Below are 21,636 nucleotides of genomic sequence, written 5' to 3' on the forward strand. Positions count from 1 at the left end.
CTATTTTACTTTTGTAAAATGATAACGCAATTGAATATATCGCATCGCAATTTCCCCCTCTCCAGCAACAGCCTTCATTCCCTCGTAAATCGTCTGGTAGAAATCAGTCGGCTCATAATCGTACAAAGTAATTTCTAGGGTATTATCATCAATCATACGGAACCCTATTTCTATTTCTTTTTCCTTAACAGTTCCCGCTGAAAAAGTAACATTTGCTTTACTTAAATGATAAACAGACATGGTCACTACCGTGGGACGAATACCACCCTCTTCTATCAAGCGTTCTTTTTCATCACGCACATACGTTACCTCACAATCCCTAAAATAATTCTTCAAATCACCAGTCAAAATCGTTTTCATCTCGTCAACTTCTCCTGCAATAAATTCCAATGTATCCTTATTCGTATTATTCACAGGCATATTCACGAAATCAGACTCTGGAGCCTGCTGCCATTCCAGATAGCTGCTTTTCCAATAATTCAACAACAATTCTTCTTCAAATACCCACTTTCCGATCATTCTTCCCATCGGTTTTCCATCAACCTTCACGATCGCTTCATCAAAATTACCCGGAATAAAACGTTCACTCAAATCTTTCGTTTCCAAAATAATCCTATCCTTTCCTTCCTCCTCATTCAATAACTTTATTTTTATTGATCCTTTTGAAGAACCGACCGGAATAACAAATTCTTTCACACCCCCTTCAATCTCAAAATTCACGCCTTCTTTTGCAGTAGAAGCATCCCCGATTGTAAAAGGAATATGAACTTCTTCTTTCTGTCCATAAGTACCCGCAACCGCCTTTACTTCCACTTCAACCGTTACCTCGTTTGCAAGAGCGTAATACTCCTGCACGAACGAATAAATCAATTGTTCTTTGGACTCTACCGTAACCGTGGTAACACCATTTTTCCCGATTTTATAATTAGTCCCAGACAGGATTGATAATTTCACATCCCGATCGGCCGTAAAATTATCTTTTGGGGTCATCTCTATGAAAGCAGAAGATTCACCTGCCGGGATAACAAATTCCTCCGCCGAGAGTGTGTAATCCTCATCTTTCACAGCACTACCAGTAATCCCGAATTTTACAACCGTATTCTCGGCAACCGCTGAATTCGCAGTCACTTCTATTTTTACCGGTTCATTCGCTGGCAAAAAATAAGCCGTTTTCGCAAATGAAACATCCAGCATATCATCATCATCATTATCGCTACAAGATGTCCATATTCCTGTTAATAAGAATAAAGAAAACAGTAAAATTAAATTTCTCATAATCTTTCGTTTATAGGTTTAACAATTTATTCTACATTATTTATCGCATTATTATATTCTTCTCTCTTAGCCTTAATAAATTCACGCTCCTCTGCCGTCAATGGCTTCGCCTGAGGTATCACGTATTGCCGGGCTATACTATCAGTCCGGGGCGGTTCCTCGTCAACATCCCCACAAGCATTACAAATCAAAAGCATCCCGAAAAAAAACAATATCATCGTTTTCATATCAAATCATATTTTAAAGTTCATACCCTTCATTCTGAATCAACCCAGGAGTTAAATCCACATCCACCCTTGACAACGGGGCTGTGTACATGTATTTTAGAGTCACATACTTCAAACCGTCTTTCGTAACCCAAAATTCAGGACATCCATTCCTCTTCAGTTCAAACAACCGATCACCTTCCAGAAACAATTCTTTTTGGCGCTCTTTCAATATAGCTGCCAATAAAGGAGTCAAAGGTTTCCCGTACACGTCTTCTCTGATTTCTCCTACCGATGTGTCAGAAGGTAAAGTTGTCAATGAATAAGGCACATAATTACTGATTCGTTTGGCTCGGAGGGCATTCAGATGTTCTAAAGCCTTATCATTATCCGGAATATGAGCGTAAGCTTCTGCCAACATCAGAGCAATCTCAGCACTTCTCACTTGCGCCGTCAACTGCTTCTTAACCACACGTTTCTTATCAAAAAATAATTCATACCGGATATCATTTTCTTTCTCCACAAACAAATCTATAAATTGCTTACTCACGGGACGATATTTAACCAAAAGTTGAAACGTAGATTCTGCACTTTCATCCCCGTAAACAAGCGAGCGGATCAACACATTTCCTTTTCGGGTAAATTTACTTTGTATCATATCCTTATAAGCCTCACCCTCCAACAAAGGATATTTCTTCAACAATTCCTCTCCCAAGGTCGTAACCTCTCCCCAATTCTGCGTCCAAAAATAAAGTTTCATCAGGTAAACCTTGGCCACGTCAACCGTCAATCGATATATATCGTCCGTCAGGTTATACCCTATACCATTCTTCAGATCCTCTTCAATAAACTCAGCCGTGGCTTTTATACTAGAACGTATAGGCCTAGCCTCCATATCAAAGACCTTAACAAGCGGTAAGCCCAATTGTGAATTCTCATTTTCTTTATCGTAAGGTTCACAGAATAAACGCAACAAGTTATAATAGCATATGCCTCTCATCGTATAAGCCGTTGCCAACACTTTCTTTCCTTTTGCAGACTCCTTCTGCGTCATATTTTCGATCACGAGATTACAGTCCCGGATTTTCTCATAAAGTTGACTGTAATTAGATTGGAATCCATTCAACTTTTCCCCCAGATACAGGTTTAAACTATTCCCTTGCGGCAAAATTGTCAAACTTGCATCCAAATTATCCGTCACACAATCATAATCCAGGATTGTCGATTGATTTCCTATAATAACAGCATCATTACCATAGTCTATATTATTTAACGTCCTATGAAGTAAAGCTTCAAACTCTTCCGGAGTTTCCGGGATCGTCTCCCCATAAGGTTTTAAATCCAGATATTCTTTACACGAGCAACACAAGACAAACAGCCCTATTATCACCCATAGCCTACGATTACGTATCATAACTAAAAATATTTAATCCATATTTATTTTAAAAACCAATATTCAAACCAAATGAAACAGAACGTGTTACAGGATAAGTAGCACCCGGTGTTTCCGGATCAATTCCCGAATAGTTTGTAATCGTGATGAAGTTATTCATTGATAAATAGAAACTCATTGATGACAAGGAGATCTTTTTCAGTATATCTTCCGGCAAACTATAGGTAAATGTAATATCCCGAACTCTCAAAAAAGAAACATTCTCCAGTAAAGCCCCATTAGTGATATCAGTACTCGACGGGTTGGTCCTGTCAAGATACAAACGCTCGCCGTAACGATCCAGTATCCGTGGGTATTTCGTTCCAACTGCTTGATCTGCACGCCAACGATTAACGACATCTTTACGCACATTTAAATGACTTACGTACAAATCGTTATATCTCATCGGGATAGATTCACGCCCTCCTTCTACCGAGGGTTTGTTTTCAACCGAAATACTGGAATAACTGGCAGGAGTGTTTAAATCATTCAACAACTTGGCACCTAGCGTAAAAGCACCTCCTATGTTAAGCGCAAATTGTTTATATGAAAAATTCAAATTAAACCCTCCCGTCGTGGGAGCTGTTGATGTTCCCAAATAAAACCGATAATTTGTTGCGTCTGCGTAATCCGTCTCCTTGTTAATCACGGCATCCGATCGCAATTTAAACTTATACAACCCCGTCGTCGGATCGATACCTGAAGTCTTTCCTCCGAAAACCGCCCCTAAAGGATATCCCACGTACAAGTTCCCGTAAATATGTCCGGTAGGGGATTCATATTTTGTCAACTTATTCTGATTCCACGCTATATTTGCCGACATATTCCAACGAAATCCCTTATACTCTAAAATAGTAGCCCGAATCGTACCCTCGATACCTTTATTTTCAAGCTCGGAAGTATTATAACTCTGACTAGAAAATCCGGTCATCACCGGAACATTCACCGATGTCACGCAATTTATACTTTTACGATAATATCCCTCCACGACTCCGGAAATCCGGTCACGAAACAATCCGAAATCCAAAGCCACTTTCATGTCCCGTGTTTTCTCCCATTTCAACTTGGGATTAGGAGCATTTTTGATCCATCCCATCCGGTACATATCATTATCGGCCTTTCTGTAATCACTCTCGTAACTCATGATCAAGTTCGGTTTCACCGTCTTGTTTATATTACCCGTATATCCCATAGCTAGACTTAGCTTCAACCGACTCAACACGTGATTTATCCTTTGCATGAACCCCTCGTCCCCAATATGCCACGCCGCCCCCAAAGACCACGTCGGGTTAAATTGCTCGTCACTACCGAAATTATTTGACCCGTCAGTCCGGAACGACAGACTCACCATATACTTATCCCGTAAAGTATAATCTACAGCCGAATAAAATGATGCAAAACGATTCTCCGTACGACTCTGTCCAGAAAGCCCATCCACGATTCTACCGAATGAAATCAACTGGTTATAACTAATATTATCTCCTGTTTTCGGGGGCAAAGGAATAGATGAATTACCCGTTACATCGTCATAGCCATAACGTTTTTCATAAATACTCTTGGCATTGTCACCCCGGATTTCTGCTCCTGCAATAATCCCGATGCGATGTTGGTCATTAAAAAGATCATCATACCCTAATTGGAACCGAGCCATATAACTACTATTATTTGCGGAAGTCTGGGTAATAGACCCATATGTCCGGGTACTCGGATAACTATCAAAAGACAACCGATCCAAGAAAGCGGCATAAGACTCTTTACCATTTATATTATCCGTCTTGTTATTTGTAAAAGAGTAAGAGGCAATCCCGGATACTCTGAATTTACTCAAAAGACGATAGTCCACACTAAAACGCAAATCTACTGTTGTATTATAAGCATCACTCGACGTTTCCTCCATCTCCCGCAATATATTCACTCCCCCTTCCGGCAGCATTTCCGTGAATCCGCCATTTACCCGATTCAATGTAAAATACGTGTAATCGCCTCTATACGACCCGTCTTCATTATACGGGCGCTCGTAAGGATTAGCATAATAAGCATATTCCAACGGGTTCACATTCATCGAAGGAGCATCAGATTTCTGACTGGCCAAATCCACCCCAAACTGAAGGTTCAACCGTTCTACTGGTCTCAAATTTATCTTAGAACTCACGTTATAACGATTATACGCGTTATTCTTCATCGTACCCTTCTCGTTGGAATATCCGAATGACAGGTAATACGTGAACTCCTCCTTTCCTCCCGACAAAGAAAGATGATGACTCATTGAAAATGAATTCCGGAACAAAATATCAACCCAATCTGTTGTCTGTGATGCCAAATCCTCGATATACGCATCCTGCTCCGCGACACTCATCCCCTTAAACTCGTCTTTACCGGAACGAATCATCCCCACAATCCCCACGACAGGGTAATATGTCCCGCTATTAAAACCTTTCGCAGAGAATTCATCCCACAACTCTTGCTCCCAAGCTAATTTCTCCCTTGAATTCATCAAATTCATATCCCGTTGCGGCTTCAAAACGATCGAAACATTAGCGGAATAATTCACTTTCATCTTACCCGCTTTCCCTTGTTTTGTAGTCACTACAATAACCCCACCTGCCGCTCTCGATCCGTAAATTGCCGCCGCAGACGCATCTTTCAACACCGTCACACTCTCAATATCATTGGGATTTATTCCCCCAAGCCCCGTCGTGAAAATATTATCAAAATCACCCGATTTTATCTGCCCGGCTGAAATATCGGGGATATCTTTTTGCAAAGGCACACCATCCACAACCCACAAAGGCTCGGCGTTCCCTGTCAATGTATTTGTTCCCCGGATTCGAATCTTAGAAGAAGCACCCGGTCGACCGGAAGTCGCCAACACACTAACTCCTGCGATCTGCCCCTGCAACAAATTATCAACTGACGAAACGGGACGATTCTCGAAAACTTCTTTTTTTATAATCCCAACAGACCCCGTAGAACGCCGTTTCGTTGTTTGTGTGTACCCTGTCACAACAACCTCATCCAACTCGTCTGCTTTAGGTTTCAATACAACATCCAATGGCATTGTTTTTCCTTTCAGATTCACCTCCAACGTTTCCATCCCCACAAATGAAATCAATAATAAATCATTTCCTTCAGGAACATTCAAACTAAAATTACCATCAATATCCGTCGAAACCCCTATAGATGTTCCTTTTATAAGTACTGTCACACCCGGTAATGATTCGTTACGGTCATCTCTCACCTTCCCCTTAATTTCTCTGAATCTTTTCTCATTACTAACTTGCGGAGCCTTCTCCAACAAAATAATCCGATCTTGGATTCGATAACGTAACCCTGTTCCCTTCAGCACCTCTTTCATCACGCTATCCAAAGAAACTTCCTTGACATCAACTGTTATTCCTCCAAGATCCTTCACGAATTTCTCGTTGTATACAAAATTATACCCGGATTGCTTTTTGATCTCTTCAAGCACTTTAACCAGTTTCTCGTTTGTCACCTTCAAGGTTATCTTTTCCGGTGAATGTCCTGCCCAAAGTGGACCCGCTGCGAATAACAGTAGCATCAAAAATGCGCAACTCTTGTTGAATTTCCTGAAAAAAAACTTTTCTACCATCATTTTTACCTATATTTGTGTGTTATGTCTATATAACATTTTGCGTTAAAGAGATTAGGAAAGACCAATTAGCCTAATCTCTTTTCTTTTGTACATAGACGATTTTGCGTTCTACTTTAAATGATACAGAATTTGAAGATTCAATAACGGCAAGCAAAGACTCTAACGAGACGTCACTTGACACATCCCCGGTATAATACTCTTCCTCAAACACTTGTTCCCGAATAACGGTTACATCATAATACCGGGACACCCGTTTCAAAATTTCTGTTAACGAGGCATTCCTAAAACTGAAATTACCATTCTTCCAAGCAACATAATGTTCCGTGTCACACTTTGAAACTTGAATCTTAGCCTGCACGTCATACATATTCACTTCTGCCATATGTCCCGGAGTAATTATCCGGGATTCCCCTTTTCCCGCCGACACTTCCACGAGACCCTCTACCAAAACAACAAAACTTTTTCCTTCATCCTCGTACGTGTTCACGTCAAAAGTTGTCCCCAGCACCTTCACATCCATCTTATCCGTACTCACGATAAAAGGACGGGTACTGTCTTTGGCAACCTCGAAATATCCCTCTCCATGCAAACTGACCTCTCTTTTATCTTTACCAAAAGACACCGGGTATTTTATTTTTGAATCTGCATTCAGCCACACTTTCGTCCCATCCGAAAGAACTAAATGGTAAAATGTCCCTTTCGGAATAATCAACTGATTAAACTCCAACTCCTTCTTATGTAAAGAATCCGGTCGAACGTACTCCAAACGATTCCCGGAATAAAGTTTTGTCCCTTTATCCAATTTTACCTCATCCTGCTCTGCATTCGAAATATCCACCACTTCCCCGGTTGACAACACGAGACAAACATTATTTTGCCGTCCCTGTTCTGCCAAAACAACACCTTCCTCTCTTGCACCTCCCAACCATAACCACAACCCACTTGTCATTAACAAACAAATACTCGCCGCAACAGTCACTCCCACTCTTATATTTCTCCTTCCTTGTTGTTGCCGTTTCTTGAAATCTTCCCATTTCATATTAACATCCACCTCGTCATACCGTTTTTCTAACTCTTCCGTAGAAATTCTTTGCAGGTTAAAAAAAACACGCTCAACCTCCTTGGATTCATTCCTCCATGAATCCAACTGTCTTCTCTCCGAATCATCCAACCCGATAATCCGTTCTTTACAGATTAATTTAGCTATGAATAAATACTGACTTATCTCTTTCATCTAACTCTCGTTTCCCCAATAACGATCGAGATAAAAAACAGTATAGGTGAAATTTTTATTTTTTTCAAAAAAACTATGACAACATGATAATCATTAAAAATAAATGTCCCAATGATTTATTTAACTCCTTATAAGCAATTGATTTATGAAATTTTACAGTTGTTTCACTTATCCCCATTTCCTCCGCAATCTCTTTATTCTTCTTGCCTTCTAAATGTAATTTTATCACGGCCTGCACTTGAGGAGTTAACGATTTGATCGCTTTATGAATCAAGAAACGACTCTCTTCATCTATGATCGCCTGCATTAAATAATCACTTGTCTCCCGTTCCTTCGAATACTCACTTGAATAACGTTCTTTGATTTTTTCATGACGAATATAGTCCAGACACTTGTTTCGAAGAGTTCGATAAATAAAAGCCTGCAATGCCACTTCTGAATCAAACATTTTCAAATGTCGGGACCAAACAATAATAAAAGTTTCCTGCACAATATCTTCCCGTACATACGAATCATCAATAAAACGAGAAGTAAAGGCAAAAAATTTGGGGAAATGCTCTTTAAAAAAGTGCTTAAAAACAAGCACTTCCCCATTCAAAAATCGAATATACTCACCTCGTTCCTCTGTCATTAAACGATCCTTTTTTGATAATTATTTTCAACAAAAATTATTCGTAATTCAAAAAAATTTAGTACCTAATTATCAGGTACTCATTTTTTTCAATTACGAATAATTTTTTTGAAAATAAAATCAAAAAAGGATCGTTTAATCATTATCAATCAATGCTATTCATATCAACATTATCTACTCTCTGACCCAAAAGATTTTCAATAAAATAATACCGGATAAGATTCACATAATAAGGAGAACCCAAGCCGTGATCCGCCCCGGGAATAAGCATCAAATCAAAGCGTTTATTCGCTTGCATCAGAGCATTAGCCAAACGGATCGTATGAGCCATATGCACGTTAATATCCATATCTCCCGTTATTAACAGCAATTTTCCTTTCAAGTTTTTAGCCAATTCTATCGTCGTAGGAATCTTGGATTCGAACGAATACACCACGCTATCCTGTTTTCCTGCTTTCTTCTCATGCATTTTCACACCATGATAAGTTTCACCCCACCATTTCGTATATATATTATTATCATGATTACCGGATGCTGCAACTGCAACTTTATAGAAATCCGGATATGTCAGAATAGAGGCTGCAGCCATAAAACCACCCCCGGAATGTCCGTAAATACCCACCCGGTCCAAATCAATAAAAGAATATCGGTTAGCCAACTGTTCGATCACGAACTTACAATCCGCCAAAGCATAATCCCTCAAATTTCCATACCCGAAACAATGGTAATTCCGTCCCCGGGTAAAACAACTGCCCCGAAAACCGACATTAATCACAATAAAACCCAACTGAGCCAAAGACTCGTTTCCATTATCATCCAACGTGAAAGACTGTGGAACAAAATTCTCTTGCGGCCCTGGGTACACGTTTATGATAATCGGGTACTTCCGTGTCGAATCCATATCAAACGGCCGATACATCACACCATAAAGATCCGTAATTCCATCAGCCGCTTTCACCTTTACCCGTTCCGGTTTCCTCCATCCCATCTCGTACAGCAAGCGTAAATCAGGACGTTCCAATTCCATAATTTTCCTTCCCTTCGTGTCTCTTAATTCGGCAATCGGCTCCTGATCCGCCCGGGAATAATTATCAATCAAATATTTCCCGTTCTTGGCCAGATCAATCGAATGAAACCCGTCTCCGGGAGTCAACAACGTCAAATCGGAACCATCAAAATTCACCTTATAGAAAAGACGATACTCCGGATTTATTCCCTTCTCCCGACCATACCCCTCAAACACGAAACTACGTCCCAACGTGTCCATCTCCGTAATTCTCCCTGCCACGAAATCCCCTGTTGTCACCGGATTCTTTAACTGCCCCTCCTTGTTATAAAGATAATATTGCCCCCAACCGGAACGTTCCGACCACCAAAGAATATCCTCCCCTCCATTCAGAATTCGACATTCAAACAATTGCTCTGTAAAATGTGGCTCACAACGTTCGTGAATAATTTCAAAAACCTCTCCCGTACGGGTATCTACCCGGCAAAGATCCATCTCGTCACACGTCCGGCTCTTACGAGTAAAATAAATATATTCCGGGTACTTATTAAAATCAAAAAGCATCACTTTCACCTCCTGATCCGGATATTTCGCAATGTCAACCACCTGATGCGATCTCTTCTCTGCATCAAACAAATGTAAATCATACGTGTAAACATACTTTTCCCCCGGCATCGGAAATTTATAAGTTTTCAACGTCGGACGGGGCTCTGCCAGATGATCAATCAAATACCCCTCCCCCACATTCCGACGATCCTGCCGCAGACAATAGAACACCTTGGAATCCCCCGACCAAGTAATTGATGCCCCTTCCTTCTTGTCCGTATCCTTATCCCGCTGAAAAGAATATGAATAATAACGTTCTCCATCCGTCGTTAACTGGTAAGAAGTTGTGTCCCCCTTTTCCTGTATATACACGTTATGCTTGTAAGCATACACCATATAATTGCTATCCGGAGACCAGCGTTGCCAGTAAGGAACCCGGCTAAAACTATTCTCTTTTCTTTCCCGTGAATATTCTTTCAAGACATCACGTTTCACATCGTATTCAAAATCTTTCCCGTACCTGGAAAACATCAATCGATAAGGATTATCTCCCTCAAAACGGAACCCTCCCAATTTAAAATTCCGAACATCTTCAGTTTTACCTGTCAATTCTGCTAATCTTGCAGCAAGTCGTTCCGTTGAAAATAATTCTTGCTTTTTCCCCTTCTTAGCATCTACCAAATAATACACCGTTCCGTCACCCGTCGTGTAATAATACCAGAAAAAATCAGAATTCCCGATCCACGAGGGATAAACCGATAAACTGTAGACATAATCAGAAAGATTTCTCTCAGAAAATTTGGCACAAGCTTTAAAATCCGCCTTTTGTGCGAATACACTACTCCCCATCAGGAAGAGTAGTATGCATACAATACTTCTCATCATGTTTAATACATTTTGCGTTCTACATAAGCACGATGACACGGTAAAGACCAATAAACCATGAAACCGCTTGCCTCAAAAGTAACTCTTTTTCAACAAATTCCCATGTATGCTCTAAAAAAATAAAAAAAAGACAAGTTTTAATTCAACTTTCAATCATTTCCAATTGGATCTATACCAATATTTTCAATCATCAGCACTACCGCTTTATTCTTTGCAATAGGCCTATGCATTACACCTTTAGGCACGCACACCCCCTCGTATTGTCCCAACTCAAAATTACCTTTTTCCGTTTCTAAAATAATACTACCCTCAATAACAAAAAACACCTCATCATCATGATCATGTTTATGCAAATGATACTCGCCCTCAAAGATACCTAACCTGAACACGGAAGAATTCACGTTGCACAATGACTGGTTAAACCATTTATCCGTACAATTCTTTACGATTTCCGGGACATTAATCTTTTCAAGATAATCATACTTAACATCCATCTGCATTTTATAATTCAACTTTTTCTCCATAATAAAATCATTATCAAAATTTACCAAATCACACGCTTAATCATGCAATACAAAATTATTACTTTTTCCCAAATAAAACCCGGTTTCAACCACAAACACGCCCCTATACAAACTAGAAGTGGATCAAAAGACTTTTGACCCACCTCTAATTTATAAATCTTACAAACCTTTGACTTATAAATATCATATTCTCTCGAACTCCGGTAACACCATATCCAGCCATTTACTTATCCGGGCATCGGTCTTTTCCGGTTCAAAATCTTCATCCAAAGGTAACCCCACAAACAAATCATCAATCACTGCTGTGGAATCCTCGTACACGTACCCATCTGTCGAAGTCTTTCCCACGAGAGTTCCGCCAAGCCCCGTCACCAATTCCGCCATATACCCCATACCATCCACGAAATTCTTCGGATAGGTCACGTGGTCACCCAAACCGACAAGTGCCACGAAACGATCTTTCAAAGAAATCTTACGCATTCCGGGAAAGAACTTCGCCCAACGATCCCGCTGTTCCCTCTCCCAGGTACTACGTCCCAAAGAAGAACATACCAGTATCAGATTCTTGTAATCCAATAACTTACCCGCTTGAATATCATTCACGCAAAACATATCCACCTTATCCGCTCCGATCTTCTTCTTCAGCATCTTGGCAACCCGGTGAACACTTCCCCCAGCGGGAGAATAGAAAATCCCCAACCACTTCATCTCGCTTGTCCGCTCATCCAGCAGATAGCTCCCTTCCAGATCGGCCGTCAAACGTAAAGGACTATCCTCCTCCACGCCCTTTTGATTCGAATCCGGTTTCTTTTGTTCAATCTTATTTTTATCCATAGAAATATAGTTTATAGTGATTAAACCATTATTATCAACTATAAACTATACGGTAAGAAAGACGAAAAGTTATAGAAGTCTATTTTTTATGCGTGGCAATCGCTAACAAAACTCCTAGGACAACCCCTAGCAAGGCTGCGAATAAAACCCGCATATCACCCGGCAACAAGAAAGTGATTGTGTGAGCCGGGAACCAGAAAAAAGGAATCGTCTTCTTGAAAACAAAATTCCACTGTACCCGCCAATTCAAATTTGCCATGATTTCCCCCATCTTGATCGGGGTAAAGAAACCGGATAACGTCCCTCCATGACTCAGTATATGCGTATCCGTGATCTTGTGCAATGTCATAAAAACAGGAGCGAAAATCGTGTTCTGCGCCACGGAAATACAGAAGGCCACGAACACCTTATCCCACGATAAACTCTCCCCCATCACGGTAACGGCATTTTCCATGCCCATCGTCTTCAGAAAGACCGGAACCCCGCTTGAAAAAATCGTCATTGCCATACTGATACCCATTCCCAGCACACCCCACACGATAGCACGGGGCCAGATCCCGAAACCTTTCCGGTTATACACCCCGGCACTGATTCTCAATCCGATACATTCCCCTAGTGTTGACAAGATTGCGAACTTCAAAAAGCTCATAATCATACCATGTTCGGCATTAAATGTTTTATAAAAAGAATACACGGCATCAGACACGAAGAAAGGCAACAGGCATACGATTACACACCCGATAACAATAAAATCACTTTTTTTCATCACACATACTTTACCCGTTTCCCGGAAAACCACACCCTCCCGGGGAATTTTAAACATTATTTTTCTGTACTCTCGCTCGACGCATCCGTGTTCCCGTCCTCCGGACCTTGGTTCAACCGGGCGTCCTTATTCACTTCCTCCTTGGGAGAGGAATAGAAGAAATCAAATCCTTTTTTCCAACCGCTACTGATACGACCAAAACTTAGGAGTATTGCCAGCAGCAATACTCCTATTATGATGATCATCTTTCTCTCTTCCTTGCTATAATTTTTCCAAGCTCGCATGAGAAATTTCTATTTCTCGATACGGATACGAGCATCTACAGCCACCACGTTATCTTTATTTCCTAACAACGGGTTCAAGTCCATCTCGAAGATTTCCGGGGCAACCTTCACCAAAGCAGAGATTCTCATCACGGCCTCGGCAAACTTATCCTCGTTCACAGGTTCTTGTCCGCGAACACCTTGTATAATCTTGTAAGATTTCAACTCTTTAATCATGCCATGAGCCTCGTCTTTGGACATCGGGGCCAATCCGGCCTTCACGTCCTTCAACACCTCGATAAAGATACCTCCCAACCCGCAAAGTACCATGTGACCGAACTTATCGTCCCGTTTAGCACCGATAAACACTTGCGTTCCGCTCAACTGTTGAGCCAGCATGATTGCGTACGTATCCTTGATCTGCATCATCCGCTTGAACTCACGACGAACAGTCTCCTCGTCGCTCACGTTCAACACGACTCCACCAACATCCGATTTGTGGATCGGTCCGACAACTTTCATCACCAGCGGGAACCCGATTTCTTTTGCCATCTTAACAATCTCCTCCTCGTTATCAGAAACTCCCTCTTTAGCTCTCGCTACCCCGGCAGCATCCAACAAAGTATGAATCTCGTCCGGAGACAAATAACCGTTTTGCGCGTTATCCACCACCTCACGGATCTTCTTCACGTCCATATCCGGCATTTCAAAATGTTCCGGTTGCGGGGCTGGAGTCTTGTAAATCTTGCACAAGGCATTTCCAAACAGCACCTCGTCCGGGAAATAAACACGGCCTTTAGACACGAACTCCGCAATCTCGTCCTTCACGATCTTGGAAGAAGGGAAAATCGGGAAAATCGGTTTCTTGCTAGTCTTCATCTTCTCGTCAAGTACCCTGTACACGTCGAACACGGGGAACAAACCGGGGCTACCGAAAATAACCGCCATCCCGTCAATATTGTCAAAGTCCTGATCACAAGCATCTAGAATATATCCTAATTGTTCAGCCGTACCCGTTGCCAAAAAGTCGATCGGGTTACCCACGGATGACCCGGCAAACAATTTCGCCAACAACTCCTGCGCTTTCTCACCTTCAATATGCGGAACATCCATCCCTCCGTTAGAAAGAGCATCCGTCAACATAACGGCAGGTCCACCGGCATGAGTCACGACAGCCATGTTACGACCTTTCATTTCCGGATGCATGAAAATTCCGGCAACCGTCATCAACTCGTCACGTCCGTTACAACGCACAATACCCGCCTTGCGGAACAAAGCCTCTACGGCAACATCCGAACTGGCTAAAGCTCCCGTGTGAGAAGAAGCAGCACGACTTCCGGCAGCAGAACCTCCTGACTTAACGGCAGCGATCCGGCATCCCTTGCGAATCAAAGAAGATGCATGCTTCAACAACTTCTCCGGCTTCTCGATACTCTCCACGTATAATAATTTTACCCGGGAACTCGTCTTCGGATCGAACGACTCGTCCATGTATTCCAAAATCTCCTCTACACCTAATTGAGCTGAATTACCCACGGAATACATACTGTTGAATTTGATTCCTTTTTGCATTCCGGAGTCCATGATAAACAATGCCGTCGCACCAGAACCGGAAATCAAATCTACCCCTTGTGGGTTCAGTTCCGGAATCGGGCTTGTGAACACACCACTATAATGGTTTGTCAAAACACCGATACAGTTCGGTCCGATCAAAGATCCACCTACTGAATTAATCGTCTCCACAATTTGGCGCTCCAGCTTGGCTCCCTCCTCGTTTTCTTCATGGAATCCGGCAGAGAGAATAATAAATGCTTTCGTGTTCTTCTGTTTTGCAAGAACCTCCACGGTTGACGGACAGAATTTAGCAGCAATCGCTAAAATAGCACAATCCACCTCCGGAAGATCCTTCACGTCACGATACGCCTTGATTCCCTGCACTTCATCCATCTTCGGATTCACCACGTAAAGCGAACCTTTGAAATTTCCATCTTGCAAATTCCGTAACACGGTACCCCCGGGCTTGTGAATGTCGTCAGAACCACCCACAACCACAATGCTCTTTGGCTCAATTAATTGTTTTGCTATCATATATTTCGATTTATTTTTAACTTCCTCTTTAATTTCAAATGGATGATCGCTGTTACAATCATCCATTTGAAGTTTTTTTGTTTCTATATATTATTGAAGAATGTCAGAAACTCCTGTACTTTCTGTACCATCTTCTTCGAACCCGTGTATAACGGCACCCGCTGGTGGAGAGCCTCCGGCTTTATCTCCATGATTCGCTGCTCCCCGTCCGTGGCCAACCCTCCGGATTGTTCGGCGATAAACGCCATCGGGTTACACTCGTACAACAATCTCAATTTTCCTGTCGGGTGAGAACTCGTCTGCGGATATAAGAACACCCCACCTTTCAACATATTTCGGTGGAAATCGGCCACCAAAGACCCGATATAACGGGACGTGTACGGCCGGTTTGTAGCCTCATCTTTCTCCTGACAATACTTGATGAATTTTTTCACACCTACGGGGAAATTCACGTAGTTACCCTCGTTAATAGAATATATCTTTCCGCTTTCCGGTGTTTGCATATTCGGGTGAGACAAACAGAACTCCCCGATAGAAGTATCCAGCGTGAAACCATTCACCCCGTTACCGGAAGTATACACTAACATGGTTGATGACCCGTAAATCACATAACCGGCAGCCACCTGCTCTGTTCCGGGCTGGAAGAAATCGTCCATCACGAGCGGTTCCCCGATAGGAGAAATACGTTTATAAATAGAGAAGATCGTACCCACGGAAACATTCACGTCAATATTTGACGATCCATCCAGCGGGTCCATACAGATGATGTACTTCCCGTCCTTGCTTAATCCCTCCTCGAAAACCACGATGTCCTGATTCTCTTCGGTAGCTACCCCACAACACTCGCCACTCGCCCTCAACTCATCCATAAAAGTTTTGTCGGCATAGACATCCAACTTCTGTTGGTCCTCTCCTTGCACGTTGATTGAACCCACCTTTCCAAGTATATCTACCAAACCAGCTTTATTTACCTCCCGGTGAACTTTTTTAGCAGCGATACCTATATGGTGCAAAAGTCGTGAAAATTCTCCGGTAGCCCCGGGAATCTCGGCTTGCCGTTCAATAATAAATTGATTTAAAGTTGTAACTTTATGCATTATCATGGTTATGTGTTTTAATTTTTTTGCAAATATAGAGTTATAATCTTTAATTTAAAAGGTTTGCGGGTTTTATTCCGTTTCTCCCTTTCAAATCCTTACGCGTATAGCCCGAATTCACGAAGAGGCCTGCAATCGATGACGAAACATCAATCTTCTCTCCGCCGTATACCCCTTATCACGAAGATAAAGCGTTTTCCATCAACATTATGACGTATCCATATTGATACTCAAGTTCATCTTAAAGCATTACGTCAATCCATCATGAGAAGTTTCATCAGTAGGCACGAACAGCACGAACTTTTGCCTGACTTATTTTAGTATATGGATATACCGTTTTCCCTATTTTATCAGGACCAATATAGTGCGTAGGTTCCCCTTCCTTCTCTGTAGAACTCCCATATAATTCAACAAGAGATATTAGATCTCCTAATTGCTCCTCAATTTTGACATTCAACATATCTTTATTAGCAACAACACACCTTATTTCGTTATATGCCGGAAAATACCATCCATCTCCCAAATCACGACAAGTTACAAATGCCGGGTAATTCTCCAATTTTTCACCATTCATTTTGATGAAATTTTCCAATGCAATCGTATTTGTTTTTCCATTATTTTTATCACTCGCTCCCACCGATACCTTTTCTCCTTTGGCTCCACTTTCACACCAAGCCAACTCCCCTAACATCTTACTTGACACCATCCGTCCCCGATAGGCATTTATCCCTTTTACATCCGTCACGAAAGAAGATGTATTTTCATCATATCCCGTCACCTCTCCTACTGCAAAAATCACCCCATCTCCCCAAGCATCCCCAACTTTCGGTGCCACCAGAGACAACTCATCCAGATTATCACCCAGCAACTCCTTATCCTTAAAATAATAATCAAACTCATCTCCCGCCTCCGTGTAAAAACGAGCCTTGTTCAAACGCAATGTCTCGCCTTTCTTTTCCCTTGGGAACATAAATTCCATCTTATTATTTATCACAGGAATATTCAACTTCTCATGGACTTTATTTTCAGAAGACAAATACAAATCCGCCCGATTCACGACCACCCCACTCGCAACATCCGTCAACGTTGCCACCACATTCTGCCCGTCTTCAAACACAATATGAATGGGCGGTTCAGATTCATCCCAATCTTCAACCCGAGTACTGATCACCACGTCTTTATCACCCGCTCCCGGATATTGATTGATCAAAATATCACACTTATACACCTTCCCTTTTTCCAATGACATACCCGCTGCCGGCACCGAATACGACCTTTCTTTTCCACCTTGAACAAAACGAAACAAAACATCCCCACCTTTAACCCTCTGAGGCAAAACAATCACCATCGATTCATTTGCCGGTTGCACCTGTATATCATCAATAGCATCTCCCAACGTCAATTCACCCGTGGTCACGTCAAAATTCCCCTCCCGGACAACGTTTAAAACCTCAAGAGTCGTTATCTGTCCTAAATCAACCGTCTCTGGGGTATCTGTTCTAAAACAAAATTGTAACTTTACAAACTGGTGACTAAAACTCAATGAAATCGCATTATCACTTGCCCGATAACGCTCTTCCGATTTTACATACAAAAAATCAGACCTCAATAAAGCATCCCCCGTCACTTGTTCCCCTTCTACCATTACAGGTACTTTCAAAAGGTTCACGGGATTCCCTTCCATTCCTTTGCAACAAAACCCATATATGTTTATCGGGTTATTCGGATAAATGTGCTTTTCCCCGTCCTCAAAATTTACATTCCCATCCGCATCGCTACTCATTTGATAAAAATCCTCACTTGCAGGTAATTTCACCCCTTCTTCATCTTGCTCCACGATATACAACTGCACTTTATTTCCACTACCCAACCCCACCCTAGATTCCGACAAATTAACTTGTTGTAACTCTTGCACATTCCCTCTAAAACAAATTTCCTGCTCTCCCGATTCATCTGATTCGATTCGGGTACAACTTTGAAGCATACATAAACACACTACACTATACAACCAAACCTCTTTCATAAACACATACATTTATGGTTAATAATTTCATTCGCCGATCACCAAAACCAGAATACTCACAAAAATACTAAAATAATACTAAATAGCAATTTTTACAACAATATTAATTTCTAATAATTAAAATAGATTCATTCCACTTTTTTTCGTACATTTGTATAATACTATTAATACAAAAACCATGTCAAGATACAATCTCATCCGGTTCGACTGGGCCATGAAACGTTTATTACGCAACAAAGCAAATTTTGTCGTGTTAGAAGGATTTTTGAGCGAATTACTACAAGATAATATCAAGATTCATCGGATCCTAGAAAGCGAAGGCAATAAAGAAGACGAGTCCGACAAATTCAACCGGGTTGACGTTTTGGCTGAAAACAACAAAAAGGAACTCATTATCATAGAAGTTCAAAACACCCGGGAACTATATTATTTTCAACGAATGCTATACGGTGTCTCCAAAGCCATCACAGAATACATTCATGAAGGTGACCTTTACGCTGAAGTTCGAAAAGTCTATTCCATTAATATTGTATATTTCGATTTAGGACAGGGGAGTGATTATATCTACCGTGGAGTAACCGATTTCAGAGGAATTCATTCAGGTGATACCTTACGTCTTTCAACCAAGCAACGGAACACTTTCGTGAAAGAAAATGCCGGAGAAATCTTTCCGGAATATTACGTCCTCAGAGTTAATGAATTTGATGATCGGGCCAAAACGCCTCTTGACGAGTGGGTCCGTTTCTTGAAATCCGGCATTATAGATGAAAACACAACAGCCAAAGGCTTACAAGCTGCAAGAGAACGCCTGCGCGTGTCAGACATGAGCGAACAGGAACGTCGTGCCTATGAACGCCACCTGGACAACATCAGAATCCAGTGGGATGTTCTTACCACCGCACACGGGGAAGGATGGGACGAGGGAAAAGCTGAAGGGAAAGCTGAAGGGAAAGCTGAAGGCAAGGCTGAAGGATTAGCCGAAGGAAGGGAAAAAGGCATTCAAGAAGGCATCGAACTAGAGAAGAAAGAAACCGCCAAAAAATTACTCGAAAAGGGTATTCCTCTTAAAACCATCATGACATGTACCGGATTATCCTTAACGGAAATACAACAATTACAATAAACACGAAAAGACACATCTTCAACATCTTATTTTGCATTTTACAATTTAAAATTTACTTTTGTTTCGTGTTACTTTTTAATCGGAACCTAAATGAAAGTTTTTAAATTCGGGGGAGCATCCGTGAAAGATGCGGCAGGAGTGAAAAACCTCTCTTCAATTGTCCATCAACAGCATGGACAACTTATCGTGGTCGTTTCAGCTATGGGGAAAACGACTAATTTGCTAGAAACATTATGCAACGCCTATTTTCACCAAGATCCAAAAGCGACCGCTATCATGAAAGAATTAAAAGACTTTCATCTAAATATCGTAAACTCGCTATTTCCCTTGAACAATCCGGTTTACAAGCACTTGGAAGAATTATTTACTAACCTGGAAAACATACTGGCAAGCGAATCATCGCTATGCTATGATTACGAATACGATCGCATCATCTGTTTCGGGGAACTGATCTCCACGACCATCATCTCCGACTACTTGAAAATGGAGGGAATCGAAAATCAATTCATTGACATCCGGAAATTCCTCAAAACCGACCAAAACTATCGTAACGCGAACATAGACTTGGAACTTTCCGAACAACTTTGCAAAGAAGCATTTGACTTCAAGGCATCGTCCACATTCGTCACCCAAGGATTTATCGCCGGAACCCGCACCAACCAGACCACGACCTTAGGACGGGAAGGATCGGATTACACGGCCGCCCTTTTGGCTAACTTGCTAAATGCCGAAAACGTGACGATCTGGAAAGACGTACCGGGAGTGATGAATGCCGACCCGAAAGAATATGAAAAAGCACAAGTGATCAGCCGGATGTCCTATAAAGAGGCCATCGAGCTATCCCATTTCGGGGCAAAAGTCATTCACCCGAAAACCATAAAGCCAATCCAGAACAAACAAATCCCCCTCTACGTGAGATCGTTCCTGCACCCGGAATCCGAGGGAACCGTGATACAAGAGATTGACGAGCATCTAAAGTTACCCCCCATTTACATTAACAAAGAAAATCAATGCTTGTTGACCCTCACCCCGAGAGATTTCTCTTTTATCGCGGAAGAAAAATTAAGCCACATATTCGCCGTGCTGGCCCAATATAAATTGAAACTGAACCTGATGCAAAACTCTGCCATCAGCTTCTCTTTCTGCGTGGATTGCAACAGTGCCGTGTTCAACGAATTTCTGGATCAACTCCGGGAAGAATTCGAGGTACGCTACAACCAAGACGTGAAACTCATCACGATCCGCCATTACAATGAGGAAATCATTCGGGAGATCATCGGGGATACCCCCTCGCTAGTCGAGCAACGTAGCCGCACGACCGCCCAGTTCGTGCTAAGGAATCATGTACTACAATAACTCCTGCGGCATGAAACATAAAACGCTGTCAATCATCATTCCCGCCTATAACGAAGCCCGAACTCTTTTCACGTTACTGGAAAAAGTTCACCACACACGACTGGTTGAAAATATCCAAAAAGAAATTATCGTTATAAACGACTGTTCGAAAGACGAAACGGAAGACGAGATTCAGCGTTTCATGGAAACGTATCCCGATTGTCCCATTCAATACCACAACCAACCTTATAACCAAGGCAAAGGAGCAGCTTTACGGGTAGGGATTCAGAAAGCCAACGGAGAATGGACCGTTATACAGGATGCGGACCTCGAATACGAACCGGAAGACTTTAACCCGTTACTGACATGGATGATCGAACACGACGGGAAAGTTATCTACGGGTCCCGCTTTCTAAACAAAGCAAACAAACACTCCTATCAACGATTCTATTTCGGCGGCAGGCTATTATCCATCATCACGAACATCCTGTACGGGCAACGCTTGACGGACGAACCGACCTGTTACAAAATGTTCGACACCGCACTACTTAAATCCATCCCGTTAAAATGCACCGGATTCGAATTTTGTCCGGAAGTAACAGCCAAAGTTTGTCGCAAGGGATACAAGATAAAGGAATTACCAATCCACTATTACCCCCGGAGTATTGATGAGGGTAAAAAAATAAACTGGAAAGACGGGGTCATTGGCATATGGACTCTTATAAAATATCGTTTTTAATTTAAAGAATAATTTT

The 21,636-nt window shown here is 41.8% G+C and carries 17 protein-coding genes; 3 read left to right on the forward strand and 14 right to left on the reverse strand.

The window, feature by feature from the left end; all coding sequences use genetic code 11:
• The 14 genes from F1644_RS10975 to F1644_RS11040 form a co-directional block, all read right to left on the reverse strand.
• Positions 1-1,275: a Calx-beta domain-containing protein gene (locus F1644_RS10975; protein WP_087418988.1), complete on the reverse strand. Its 1,275-nt coding sequence runs from the start codon at positions 1,273-1,275 to the stop codon at positions 1-3.
• Positions 1,276-1,301: 26 nt separating this feature from the next.
• Positions 1,302-1,502 carry a hypothetical protein gene (locus tag F1644_RS10980; protein ID WP_087418989.1) on the reverse strand — a complete coding sequence of 67 codons (201 nt, stop codon included), beginning with the start codon at positions 1,500-1,502 and terminating at the stop codon, positions 1,302-1,304.
• A 13-nt stretch (positions 1,503-1,515) separates the two neighbouring features.
• A complete protein-coding gene (locus tag F1644_RS10985) occupies positions 1,516-2,895 on the reverse strand; it encodes a RagB/SusD family nutrient uptake outer membrane protein (protein ID WP_118304493.1) in 1,380 nt (459 codons plus the stop codon).
• Positions 2,896-2,923: 28 nt separating this feature from the next.
• Entirely contained in the window at positions 2,924-6,526 is a 3,603-nt protein-coding gene (locus F1644_RS10990; protein WP_229782342.1) for a SusC/RagA family TonB-linked outer membrane protein, read from the reverse strand.
• 70 nt (positions 6,527-6,596) lie between these two features.
• Positions 6,597-7,760 carry a FecR family protein gene (locus F1644_RS10995; RefSeq protein WP_118304494.1) on the reverse strand — a complete coding sequence of 388 codons (1,164 nt, stop codon included), beginning with the start codon at positions 7,758-7,760 and terminating at the stop codon, positions 6,597-6,599.
• Between the two features lie 73 nt (positions 7,761-7,833).
• Positions 7,834-8,391 carry an RNA polymerase sigma-70 factor gene (locus tag F1644_RS11000; RefSeq protein WP_118304495.1) on the reverse strand — a complete coding sequence of 186 codons (558 nt, stop codon included), beginning with the start codon at positions 8,389-8,391 and terminating at the stop codon, positions 7,834-7,836.
• Between the two features lie 145 nt (positions 8,392-8,536).
• Positions 8,537-10,828 carry a S9 family peptidase gene (locus F1644_RS11005; protein WP_118304496.1) on the reverse strand — a complete coding sequence of 764 codons (2,292 nt, stop codon included), beginning with the start codon at positions 10,826-10,828 and terminating at the stop codon, positions 8,537-8,539.
• Positions 10,829-10,977: 149 nt separating this feature from the next.
• A complete protein-coding gene (locus F1644_RS11010) occupies positions 10,978-11,352 on the reverse strand; it encodes a cupin domain-containing protein (protein ID WP_118304497.1) in 375 nt (124 codons plus the stop codon).
• 183 nt (positions 11,353-11,535) lie between these two features.
• Positions 11,536-12,186 carry a flavodoxin domain-containing protein gene (locus F1644_RS11015; RefSeq protein WP_118304498.1) on the reverse strand — a complete coding sequence of 217 codons (651 nt, stop codon included), beginning with the start codon at positions 12,184-12,186 and terminating at the stop codon, positions 11,536-11,538.
• 79 nt (positions 12,187-12,265) lie between these two features.
• On the reverse strand, positions 12,266-12,952 hold the full coding sequence (locus F1644_RS11020; RefSeq protein ID WP_087419737.1) for a hypothetical protein: 687 nt from the start codon (positions 12,950-12,952) through the stop codon (positions 12,266-12,268).
• A 56-nt stretch (positions 12,953-13,008) separates the two neighbouring features.
• Positions 13,009-13,236: a hypothetical protein gene (locus F1644_RS11025; protein WP_087418996.1), complete on the reverse strand. Its 228-nt coding sequence runs from the start codon at positions 13,234-13,236 to the stop codon at positions 13,009-13,011.
• A 9-nt stretch (positions 13,237-13,245) separates the two neighbouring features.
• On the reverse strand, positions 13,246-15,303 hold the full coding sequence (locus tag F1644_RS11030) for an acetate--CoA ligase family protein (protein ID WP_118304673.1): 2,058 nt from the start codon (positions 15,301-15,303) through the stop codon (positions 13,246-13,248).
• A gap of 83 nt (positions 15,304-15,386) precedes the next feature.
• Complete coding sequence (gene fbp / locus F1644_RS11035) at positions 15,387-16,406, reverse strand: class 1 fructose-bisphosphatase (RefSeq protein ID WP_204247524.1); 1,020 nt, start codon at positions 16,404-16,406, stop codon at positions 15,387-15,389.
• Positions 16,407-16,677: 271 nt separating this feature from the next.
• On the reverse strand, positions 16,678-18,423 hold the full coding sequence (locus F1644_RS11040) for a fimbrillin family protein (protein ID WP_158571877.1): 1,746 nt from the start codon (positions 18,421-18,423) through the stop codon (positions 16,678-16,680).
• A 178-nt stretch (positions 18,424-18,601) separates the two neighbouring features.
• Between F1644_RS11040 and F1644_RS11045 the strand changes: the two genes are divergently transcribed.
• From F1644_RS11045 to F1644_RS11055, 3 genes are all read left to right on the forward strand, one after another.
• Entirely contained in the window at positions 18,602-19,546 is a 945-nt protein-coding gene (locus tag F1644_RS11045; protein ID WP_118304499.1) for an Rpn family recombination-promoting nuclease/putative transposase, read from the forward strand.
• A gap of 90 nt (positions 19,547-19,636) precedes the next feature.
• Positions 19,637-20,902, forward strand: a complete 1,266-nt coding sequence (locus F1644_RS11050) for an aspartate kinase (RefSeq protein ID WP_118304500.1) — start codon at positions 19,637-19,639, stop codon at positions 20,900-20,902.
• 10 nt (positions 20,903-20,912) lie between these two features.
• On the forward strand, positions 20,913-21,620 hold the full coding sequence (locus tag F1644_RS11055; protein ID WP_087419740.1) for a glycosyltransferase family 2 protein: 708 nt from the start codon (positions 20,913-20,915) through the stop codon (positions 21,618-21,620).
• Positions 21,621-21,636 lie beyond the last annotated feature (16 nt).

This window comes from Butyricimonas paravirosa, assembly GCF_032878955.1.
Classification (GTDB): Bacteria; Bacteroidota; Bacteroidia; order Bacteroidales; family Marinifilaceae; genus Butyricimonas; species Butyricimonas paravirosa.